Source organism: Caballeronia choica (assembly GCF_001544535.1).
Taxonomy (GTDB): domain Bacteria; phylum Pseudomonadota; class Gammaproteobacteria; order Burkholderiales; family Burkholderiaceae; genus Caballeronia; species Caballeronia choica.
Genome location: NZ_FCON02000213.1, coordinates 1 through 9,326, shown reverse-complemented (window position 1 = coordinate 9,326; position 9,326 = coordinate 1). Strand labels below are relative to the sequence as shown.

Below are 9,326 nucleotides of genomic sequence, written 5' to 3'. Positions count from 1 at the left end.
CCCGAGATCAGCCCGTCACCAGACAACGCCATCATCGAAACCCGCCCCGTCTTCATCTGCCGGCACTGCGGCGCACCAATGATCGTCATCGAAATCCTCGCGCGCAGCGCCCCGATCCGTGCACCACCAATGCATCGGGATCCAACATGAACTCCACGGTTTCTCGATCTGCCTGTCCAAAGTTGGCGCTGCGGCAACGCGGCCCAGGGGCGGACGCTTGCGTGTGTCGTTTCGTGAGGCGCCTCGCCCGCTCGCTTCATCATCGCGAATGCATCACTGCACCGCTTCGCTACGGCGTCAGCGCCCGTCCGACACCCCGCCTGATCGTGCCGCATCCGACACCACTGACCATTCCGGCCTATCAATCGCCATAGCCGCGAAACCTCCAACCGCATCGGGGCACTCCGCGGTTTCCTCCATCGGGCTTATTCGACGCCTGCCGACATGCGCGGAGGCATGCACATTCCTACGGCTGATGGCAGGCATCGAATAAACCTTAACGTCAACGAACATTCGATTTCCCCGACAGCGGTCATTCACGATCGACAAATTCAACCGGCCACTGAATGACGGCAATAGGATCCTCACCTGCCGCTGTCATGTCGTTGAACCAACGACCGCAATGGCCGAGCACTTGCCGGTCGATTCGGCGGGATGACTGGCCGTTGCCCCTCGAAAGCTACCTTCGTTCAGGCATGGTCGAAAGTCAGAAGCACAGAAAATTGATACGCTTGGAGCATGACGTTCAAAACTGGCAGGCAGAAGGTCTCGTTCGGCAGATGCGATCTGGATTGCACCGAGCGTCGTGAAGATCAAAGTTGATGCAAGGATTACCACCATGGGACTTTTTTGCCGAAGGTTCCTCCTCGATCGAGGCAATACCCTCTGGCGATTGTCGACTACCAAGTTCGAGCGGATGTTGCAAGATCCGGCAAAGCTCTGTCTGCCCGTCTTAGCAGGTCAACGAGTACGCATGGCCGACGTGATTGTCGAGTTGATGGACCGAGAGCCTGTGCGCATCGTTTGAAGCACGTTTTCCATCCTCACGTTTGATGCCGACGGTCGCCTCGATCCACGCCGATTCGAAGAACAGCAAAGTGCTCTCGTGGAGTCGCTCGAGGCACCGGTCATTGCCGGGTCCCACTTTACCCGCAGCCCGACTGTCGTCAATGCGAGTGCTCGATTCGTCGCGCAAGGAGGCCACTGGGTTCCGTCGCGCGCGTTGTCGCGCATCATCGACGAGGCTGCGTTGGGCCAGCGACCGTGCCCACGTCTATAGGCGCTCACTTCGAGGCTGCTTCACGGCATTTCCCCTACCGCGGCTAAATGGCCGAATGCGGACCCTTGGACAAAGACTATGTTGGTACTGACGCTGAAGGGAGCACGATTCGCGCTTGGCTGGCATGCCGATGTGAGTGTTCATCAATGGCACCGCGCCGAAAGCGCAGTTATCCACCGTTTCTGTTGAAAGACTTGTGGATAACCCACGATGAATCAGACCAAACGGCTGAATGAAAAGATCTTTCCGCTGGTGCCTCCCCTGGATGACGGCGGGTGGATCGTTGAGCCCCCCGTCGGCAGAAATCCCGGCTCCCTGTCGATGGGCCGCCCAGCAGTTGCGACAGGTCGACGAGGAGCTGCGGGCCCCAAATGCTGAACTTCGCGTTCGCATTGCCACGTGCCGTACATGGGGTCTGGGGAGCAATGGAGCAGGGAAGTCAGTTACCCCCGGCGAACTCGCCTGACGCAGGGGGCAGAAGTTAGAGCGTAGCCGTTGCGAAGGCTTTGGCCGAAGTCTTTTCGAAGATCTCATAGCAACCTCGCAGCCCTGAGCTGCGATATCACGAAAGGCTTTTAGCAACCGCCCATTCCGGGCGAACTTGACCGATTTCCCGGCTGTCCGGAATCAGCGGTCACGATACCGGAACGATCGTACTGTTCGAGTGTATTTGCCTCGAGCCTTGTCTGATAGGGGATTGGCATTAGTAAATTAATCGGGAAATCCTTCCAGCTACATATCTAGCTACACATTTGAGAACGGGTCTGCGGCCACTGGTGGTTGCCGGAATGTCTCGACTTTTGGCAGACACGGGCGGATATACACCTCAAGGGAGAGTCGGCCAATGTGGTTGATGACGCGCGCTGCGTCGGACTAGCTATCGATTGACTGCCAGCGCTGGCAGTCGAAGGTCGGCACCCGGGTAGTCATTGCGCAGCGTAGCGGCGGCGATCTGGATAAACGCGTCCACCTGTGCGGTTCGGCGCCGCCTATCCCAAACCAATGCTGTCCAAGTGCCGATTGGCACATTGTCGCTGCGGAGTGCGTGCGCGGTCACCGAGCGGCCTGCAAGGCGCATCGTCGAGGGCAGGATGGCGACACCGTGGCCGACTTCGGCCAATGCAAGCAGCGCTCCTTGAAACGGACTTTCAAGCATGATCTTCGGGGACATGTCGGCCGCGCGGCAAGCAGCGTCGAACAGCATGCGGCTGGTGAAGGGCTTGGGTCCGAGCAGCAGTCCTTCATCTTGTAGATCTTCGACCGAGAGGATGCGACGTGATCCAAGCGGGTGCCCCTTTTGCATTACCGCGACCACATGCATCGGAAAAAGACACTTGGACTCCAGGAATTCGTTGTTCACCTCGCGCGTCAAGATGGCATCGAGTTCACCGCGTTCGAGTGCCGCCAGCAAGCCGCTTCCACTGTCCAAGGTCAGTGTCACTTCGACGCTTGGCTGAGCTGCGGTGTAGATCGCGATCAAGCGCGGTAACACACTCTCGACCGTGCTGGCGGCAGCGCCGATGCGAAGGACGGCCACCTTGCCAGACGCGAACTGGTGCGCGCGCGCACCAAGGTCGTCAGCGCTACGCAGCACGGCCCTCGCGTGCGGCAGCAGCCCCCAGCCTTCGGCGCTTGGCGTGATCCGCCGGCCCTCGCGCACGAAGAGCGAGACCCCCAGCTCCGCCTCCAATTCCTGGATGGCGCGGGACACCGCAGGCTGGCTGCGGTGCAGCAGTTCGGCGGTCAATGAGACGCTGCCTGTCTCAGCTACACCGACGAAATAACGCAGGTTCCGAAGGTTCATAGGCCAATCGATGCATTAATTGCATTCAAATTTGAATAATAACTCATTGGACGTGCATATATGTCGGGAACATCATGCACCCATGAACCTCAATCACCTACTTTCATGAACCTCAATCACATACTTTCTTCTCCACTCCCGTCTTGGCAGACGCTGCGACTGGAAGGTGTCGATGGCCCGGTCTGCACGCTGTGGCTGAGTCGCCCCGAGCACCGCAATGCGATGAGTCACCAACTCGTTCAGGAACTGGTCGAGTGCCTGAGCCTGCTGCGTGAGCGGCGCACGCTGCGCGTGCTGGTCCTCGGTGGTGACGGCACCGCGTTCTGTGCGGGGGGCGACCTGAAGGAGCGGCTGGCCAAGGGCGCGTCGAAGACGCGCGAACAGCGCGCCACCGCGCTGCGTGCGATCGAATTGCTCGACAGCTTTCCCTGCCCCGTGATTGCGATGATCAATGGCGCTGCCGTCGCCGGAGGTCTGGAACTGGCCCTGGGATGCGACATCCGTATCGCAGCCGATGACGCGGTGTTTGCGCTTCCCGAGGTACTCAGGGCCGGTGGCTTTCCGGGCGGCGGAGGGCCGGTGCGGCTCACGAAGATGATCGGCCGCGGCCGTACCAGTTTGCTCGTCTTCAGCGCACGTTCAATTCCGGCCCGCGAGGCGTTTGAGTTCGGCATCGTGGACCAGGTCGTGCCGGCAGATCGCCTGCGGGAAGCCACGGCCGACCTGGCTGCGGCTATCGCAGCCAACAGTCCGGCCGCAGTGCGCGCGGCCAAAGTCCTGATCCGGGGCAGTCTCGACCTGAACGTGGCCGACGCACTGCAACTCTCACGCGAGCTCCGTGAGCCCTTCGAAGACGGACCGGACTTCGCCGAAGCACTTCAGGCTTGGCGCGATCGTCGCCCTCCTATGTTCAAGGATGCATAACATGACTTCTACCCCCGCTTCCTCTTTCGCCGGTCCTTTGGCTGGCCGTCGTGTGCTCGAGTTGTGCTCGACGGTCGCCGGACCCGCCTGTGCCCGCCTGTTGGCCGACTACGGCGCCGAGGTCATCAAGATCGAGCCCTTCGAGGGCGACCCCGTCCGCCAGATGGGCCTCCACGAAGGCGACATCTCGCTATATGCGGCGAGCATTCTGCGCAACAAGCAGTCGATTGCACTGAATCTGAAGACGGAGGAAGGTCGCACGCTGGCGCGCGCCATTGCTGCCCAGTGCGACGTCGTGGTCGAGAATTTTCGCCCTGGCAAGCTTGAAAAATTGGGGCTGGGCTACGAGGTTCTGAGTCGCGACAACCCAGGGGTGGTGCTGGTGCGTATCAGCGGCTATGGCCAGACCGGCTCGAATAGCTACAAGCCTGGCTATGGGACGATTTGCGAAGCGTACGGGGGCTTGCGCCACCTCAATGGCGAGCCTGACCAGATACCGCCGCGCGTCTCGGTGGCGTTGACCGACTACCTGACCGCGATCTATGCCGCGTTCGGTGCGGCGATGGCTCTTTTAGAGCGCGAAAGTTCAGGCAAAGGCCAGGTGATCGATGTCTCGCTCTTCGAGGCGGCATTCAGCATGCTGGAGCCCGATGTCCCAGCGTACGACCGCCTCGGCGTGATTGCCAACCGCCAGGGATCGCAATGCCCAGGGCTGGCCCCGAACAATGTCTACCCGACCCGGGACGGCAGTTACGTGTTGATCGCGGCCAACAACGATCCGATTTTCGCCCGTTTGTGCCGCGTCATGGAGCGTCCCGATCTGCTGCAAGACCCGCGATTCGCGTCCATTCGCGCCCGCGCGACCCACTGCGTCGCCATCGATCAGGAGGTCAGTCGCTGGACGGGTTCGCTCGACAGTGCCGAGGTCATCCGTCTGCTCGACGAGGCCGAAGTGCCCAGTTCGTTGACCAACACCATCGCCGATGCATTTGCGGACCGGCATTTTCACCAGCGTGGGGCGATCGTGAGCCATCAGCACCCGTCTTTGGGACCCATCGCGATGGCCGGTCTGGTAGCCAAGTTGTCGCGTACACCGGGTGCGGTTCGACACACAGGGCCCGAGGTCGGCCAGGACACGCGTGCCGTCCTCGCGCGCCTGGCCCAACTGGATGAAGCGCGCATCGAGCAATTGCTTCGCGACCGCGTCATCAAGGTCGCATCCCTTGAAAAGGCAAACCAATGACTGCCGAAACCATGCACCGTCCATCGACACGCGAGTTTGAGAACCTGCAGGCGCTTCAGAACCACGTCGGTGAGGAACTCGCGTGCAGTGACTGGATGACGGTCGACCAGGCCGGGATCGATTTATTCGCCGCAGCCACTGGCGATCACCAATGGATCCATGTCGACACGGTTCGGGCCGCATCGGGTCCCTTTCGAGGAGACATCGCGCGTGGTTTGCTGACACTGTCGTTGATCCCGATGCTGATGGCGCAGGCCATCACGATACACAACTACTAATTCGGATGGGCGTGACCTTCTTCTCTGCGATGAGAGAGAAATCATGCACCACGAGGAGACAAACATGACATCTTGGAAAAAAAGTCCGGCGGCCGTCCTGATCACCCTGATCGTGCTTAGTGTGATGGCCCAGATCGATCGCAACATGCTGCTTGGCTTTTCGCCGCAGATCACCAGGGACCTGATGCTCACCAACGGGCAGTACGGCTTTCTGGTCGGCGCTGTCTGGGTGTTGAGCTTCGGTGTGATGGCGGTCTTCCTGGGCTCGCTGGCGGACCGCTTCAGCCGGCCGCGCGTGATTGCCGCCGGCATGTTGATCTGGAGCGTTTGCACGGCCGCTTCGGGGCATGCGCATAACTTCGAGCAAATGGCTCTCGCGCGCTTCTTCGTCGCCACCGGCGAGGCCGCCCTGGTGCCGGCGGCGGTGGCGTTGCTTGTCGAATTGTTCTCGGAACAGCGGCGCGGCACGGCCATCGGCATCTTCTTCATCGGCATTCCAGTTGGCACTGGCCTAAGTTTTCTGCTGGCCGGCCACCTCGGTGCAAGCCTCGGCTGGCGCTCGACCTATACGGTGCTGGGCATTGTCGGGGTAGTGATGGCATTGCCGTTGGCTTTCCTGCGCGAGGAGCGCGGGCAAGGGCGTGAACAAAATGCGACGCCGCAGCGCGGGGAGCCCTTTGTCGCCCAGATGAGAGCCATGCTCCGCGTGGTCGGCCAGAACCATGCCTTGCTGCTCGCTCTTGTGGGGTTTGTGCTGTTCCACATGGTGTACGCAAGCTTCGCGTTTACCCAATTGTGGATGGTGCGTGAGCGCGGCTTCGACGCGGCCAGCATCGCCAAGACCATTGGTGCGTTGCAGATCGTGTTCGGCATACTTGGGGGCCTGGTTGGCGGTGTGCTGAGCGACCGCCTTGCCAAGCGCTTCGCTGGCGGCCGCGCCAGCTTCATGGTGCTGCTGATCGCGCTGTGCGCACCGTTCATGATCGCCTACCGCTTCGTGCCAGCGGGTTCGCCGCTGTTTTATGTGGGCATGTGCGCCGGCTTCTTCCTGCCACTCGCGCTGTACGGGCCTAGCATGACTTTGCTTCAGGCGCTGGTGCCAGCGAACATGCGCGCGACCCTCACGGGCTTCTCGATGTTGCTGCTCAACTTGTTTGCCATAGGCGGTGGCTCGGTGGCAGTCGGCATGGCCAGCGACTCCCTGATGAAGCTAGGCAGCACCCACGCACTAACCATAGTGCTGCTCGCGACCGACATCTTGACGCTGTCCTCGGGGCTGCTGTTCTGGCACTTGGCGCGCAAGGTGCGCCAGGGGCGCGTCGCGCTCGACCTGTCGGGCGGCCCCGCTGTGCAGGCGCACTGATTTTTCGCGGCGCTTGATCCCTTGCCTCCCTTATGTTTTGGTGGACTTCCAGCGACTCAAAGTTCTCTCACATTGCAGTGAGCGCGCCAGATGGCAATCATGGCCAGGTCTTCGTTCACGCTCGGCGCTGGCATCATGTTCTGGGCTTCGCGGTACTTCTTCGCCTCGCCGATCCCGTCAGCGAATTGCCGAGCTGCAAGCAGCGGTACCGCCGATTTAGCACACCGTGTCGCGGCCTGTACCCCGGCCATCTTGCGCAAGTTCCAGGAAACCTACGGCGTCGCCGTATTGCACGTCTGGGGAATGACTGAACTGAGCCCGATCGGAACCGTCGGCACCATGAAGGCGAGGCACGTCGAGATGCCCCAGGAAGAGCGTTATGCCGTGCAATCCAAACAGGGCCGCGCAGTGTATGGCGTCGACATGAAGATCGTTGGCGCGGACGGCATGGAGTTGCCTTGGGACGGCGCGACTTCTGGTGATCTGCTGGTGCGTGGGCATTTCGGTGGTGCGCGACTACTTCAGGAGCGAGGGGGCCAGTCCACTGCAGATCGATCACGAGGGGCAAGAGTGGTTCCCGACCGGCGATGTTGCGAACATCGGTGCCGATGGCTTCATGCAAATCACTGATCGCAGCAAGGACGTCATCAAGTCGGGTGGCGAATGGATTGGCTCCATCGACCTGGAGAATATGGGGTCTGGGCAGCAATGGAGCAGGGAAGTCAGTTAAGCCCGGCGAACCCACCTCACGTAGAACTCGGGGGCAATGACCTATCGAGGCCGCGCTATGTCCCTTCTGGCTGATGAGCGACAGTTCGGGACACGGTTGGGCAGGAAACCGAAAACAGCTCGGCTAGATCTACGACTTTCACCGGTACATGGCGGGGAAATTCGAGCGCGATGTGACGCCGAGAACGAGTGTGCTGTGGGCGGCTTCGACGCGATGATCTATGGGCAGTTCACGGGTCGTGCGCCGCCGATCATTGATACGCGCCAGACTGCTGACAGCGGTAATTCCGCCGAGGCTGCGGAGCTGGCCCCGTACTTTGCGGCTTGGCGTCGCCGCTTGATGGGTTTGATTTCAAGGCCTGAAGATCGTTGACACTAGCCCAGCGGCGCTCGCTGCATCCGCCTATCGCCCTGAACAAAGGCCTCTCCAGCGTACCATCGCAGGACCAAGCTGTGACCCCGATCAACTAGTCAACCTGGTACCAGCGACCAGTTTCTGGGCACACAGCGGCGGGTGCGCCGTTCAACCAGACTTGCTCTTCATCCAGTTGCGGTGAGGTCGAACGGGCGATGTCGAAGACCACCTTGAGTGCTTGCCCAACGTGGGCGTCTGCGATGGGAAGCTCCCAGGTCAGGAATATCTGAATGCAATCCTGGTCCGGCGCGAAGTCGGCCACCCTAAAACTGCCGCTGCCGCGCTGAATGACGCCATGCGGCTGGACAGTATCGAATATCACGGCTGTTCCCCGGGTCAGGGGAATGCGATGGCCCATAGAGGGAAAATGCAAGTCCAGACCCCTGTCCTCGCTCAGGAAGAGATTGCAAAAGGCCGCACCGCCATATTGCGCACCGTCATGGTGGTACCTCGCGCCACGACACGCCATAAGCGCTACGTCACTGGAAGCAAGCACGGCGGGCAGTCCAAGCGCGCACGTCCAGTCGGAAATTGCCTGCACGCAGCGCTTGTAGTCAGGCCAGCGCGCTTGCGTTCGCGCCAAAGGCATCGCCTCGACATCCCCGGGTTCCAGAACGAGCCGCGACGAAGTCTCTCTTTGCCAATCCGCAAGCAGGCGTGAGGATGGCGCAGGCACGTCGAGCGTGTCTGACAAAACGATGTCACTTACGCGCCGACTCCGGATGGTGTCGCCGCTCCGGAAAAAGGAAGTCAGCATGCCTTGCATCGATGCTGTCGAAGGGGAACTCATCTGGGTCATTGTAACGATTCAGCCCGATCACCTCGGCGAAAATCGACCATGAAGCGTAATTCGCGAGCAACTTCGCTCAGACAGGCGTCGGCTCCACTCGGAAACCCGCCATTCAATTCGCAATATTGAAGCGTTGCTTCGGCCAGTCCGGTCATTCGAGCCTTTCAGTATTTGGCCAATTTTGGATGACCGGTCTCAGAAAAATCGAACAGGCGCGAACACCCCTTAGCCGCCAGCGCAAGCAAGAGCGCGAATGTGAATGGCATCTTGATCGCGCAGGTCAATCGCGCTCTGACGTGCAGCCGGACTGCTACGAAATTCGCCAGGCGGCGCTCAGGCGTTGATCCAGACGCGCGCCTGCTCCAGCTCGTTGACGTGGAACGTCTTGACTTCGGCCTTCGTAAAGAGCCGCGCCAGATGCATCGAGGCACGGATCCAGCCCGCATCGGCCACCACGGCGGCGCGCGTGACCTTGCGGGCCACGGAAACGCCGAGCGTTAT

The 9,326-nt window shown here is 60.7% G+C and carries 9 protein-coding genes and 2 pseudogenes; 7 read left to right on the top strand and 4 right to left on the bottom strand.

The genetic code is table 11. The features are described from left to right. A pseudogene (locus AWB68_RS51935) lies at nt 1–150 on the top strand (IS91 family transposase); the annotation flags it as partial. Nucleotides 151–952: 802 nt separating this feature from the next. Here AWB68_RS51935 and AWB68_RS48565 read toward each other — a convergent pair. Continuing rightward, nucleotides 953–1,096 (bottom strand): hypothetical protein, encoded by a 144-nt coding sequence (locus AWB68_RS48565; protein ID WP_160110158.1) that lies wholly within the window; start codon nt 1,094–1,096, stop codon nt 953–955. 1,060 nt (nt 1,097–2,156) lie between these two features. After that, nucleotides 2,157–3,083: a LysR family transcriptional regulator gene (locus AWB68_RS39930; RefSeq protein WP_087649699.1), complete on the bottom strand. Its 927-nt coding sequence runs from the start codon at nt 3,081–3,083 to the stop codon at nt 2,157–2,159. Between the two features lie 105 nt (nt 3,084–3,188). Between AWB68_RS39930 and AWB68_RS39925 the strand changes: the two genes are divergently transcribed. From AWB68_RS39925 to AWB68_RS48560, 6 genes and pseudogenes are all read left to right on the top strand, one after another. After that, a complete protein-coding gene (locus AWB68_RS39925) occupies nt 3,189–4,007 on the top strand; it encodes an enoyl-CoA hydratase/isomerase family protein (RefSeq protein ID WP_160110157.1) in 819 nt (272 codons plus the stop codon). A gap of 1 nt (nt 4,008) precedes the next feature. Further along, nucleotides 4,009–5,250: a CaiB/BaiF CoA transferase family protein gene (locus AWB68_RS39920; RefSeq protein ID WP_087649697.1), complete on the top strand. Its 1,242-nt coding sequence runs from the start codon at nt 4,009–4,011 to the stop codon at nt 5,248–5,250. Next, the gene (locus AWB68_RS39915; RefSeq protein WP_087649696.1) at nt 5,247–5,528 is read left to right on the top strand and encodes a MaoC/PaaZ C-terminal domain-containing protein; all 282 of its coding nucleotides are present in this window, start codon (nt 5,247–5,249) and stop codon (nt 5,526–5,528) included. The genes AWB68_RS39920 and AWB68_RS39915 overlap by 4 nt, the downstream gene beginning before the upstream one ends. A gap of 64 nt (nt 5,529–5,592) precedes the next feature. After that, on the top strand, nt 5,593–6,891 hold the full coding sequence (locus tag AWB68_RS39910) for an MFS transporter (protein WP_087649695.1): 1,299 nt from the start codon (nt 5,593–5,595) through the stop codon (nt 6,889–6,891). 231 nt (nt 6,892–7,122) lie between these two features. Beyond that, nucleotides 7,123–7,585: pseudogene (locus AWB68_RS39905) on the top strand (AMP-binding protein); the annotation flags it as partial. 231 nt (nt 7,586–7,816) lie between these two features. Beyond that, nucleotides 7,817–7,993 (top strand): hypothetical protein, encoded by a 177-nt coding sequence (locus AWB68_RS48560; protein WP_160110156.1) that lies wholly within the window; start codon nt 7,817–7,819, stop codon nt 7,991–7,993. A 94-nt stretch (nt 7,994–8,087) separates the two neighbouring features. Here the strand turns inward: AWB68_RS48560 and AWB68_RS39900 are convergent, their stop codons facing one another. Then, a complete protein-coding gene (locus tag AWB68_RS39900) occupies nt 8,088–8,792 on the bottom strand; it encodes a hypothetical protein (RefSeq protein ID WP_087649694.1) in 705 nt (234 codons plus the stop codon). A 366-nt stretch (nt 8,793–9,158) separates the two neighbouring features. Further along, nucleotides 9,159–9,326, bottom strand: a 168-nt coding sequence (locus tag AWB68_RS50960; protein ID WP_143282014.1) for a SpoIIAA family protein, incomplete at its 5' end; no start/stop codon positions are given.

Coding starts and splice junctions, on each gene's coding strand:
- AWB68_RS39915 (WP_087649696.1), top strand. CDS start 5,247: ATGACTGCCGAAACCATGCACCGTCCATCGACACGCGAGTTTGAGAAC.
- AWB68_RS39925 (WP_160110157.1), top strand. CDS start 3,189: ATGAACCTCAATCACATACTTTCTTCTCCACTCCCGTCTTGGCAGACG.
- AWB68_RS39920 (WP_087649697.1), top strand. CDS start 4,009: ATGACTTCTACCCCCGCTTCCTCTTTCGCCGGTCCTTTGGCTGGCCGT.
- AWB68_RS39930 (WP_087649699.1), bottom strand. CDS start 3,083: ATGAACCTTCGGAACCTGCGTTATTTCGTCGGTGTAGCTGAGACAGGC.
- AWB68_RS39900 (WP_087649694.1), bottom strand. CDS start 8,792: ATGCTGACTTCCTTTTTCCGGAGCGGCGACACCATCCGGAGTCGGCGC.
- AWB68_RS39910 (WP_087649695.1), top strand. CDS start 5,593: ATGACATCTTGGAAAAAAAGTCCGGCGGCCGTCCTGATCACCCTGATC.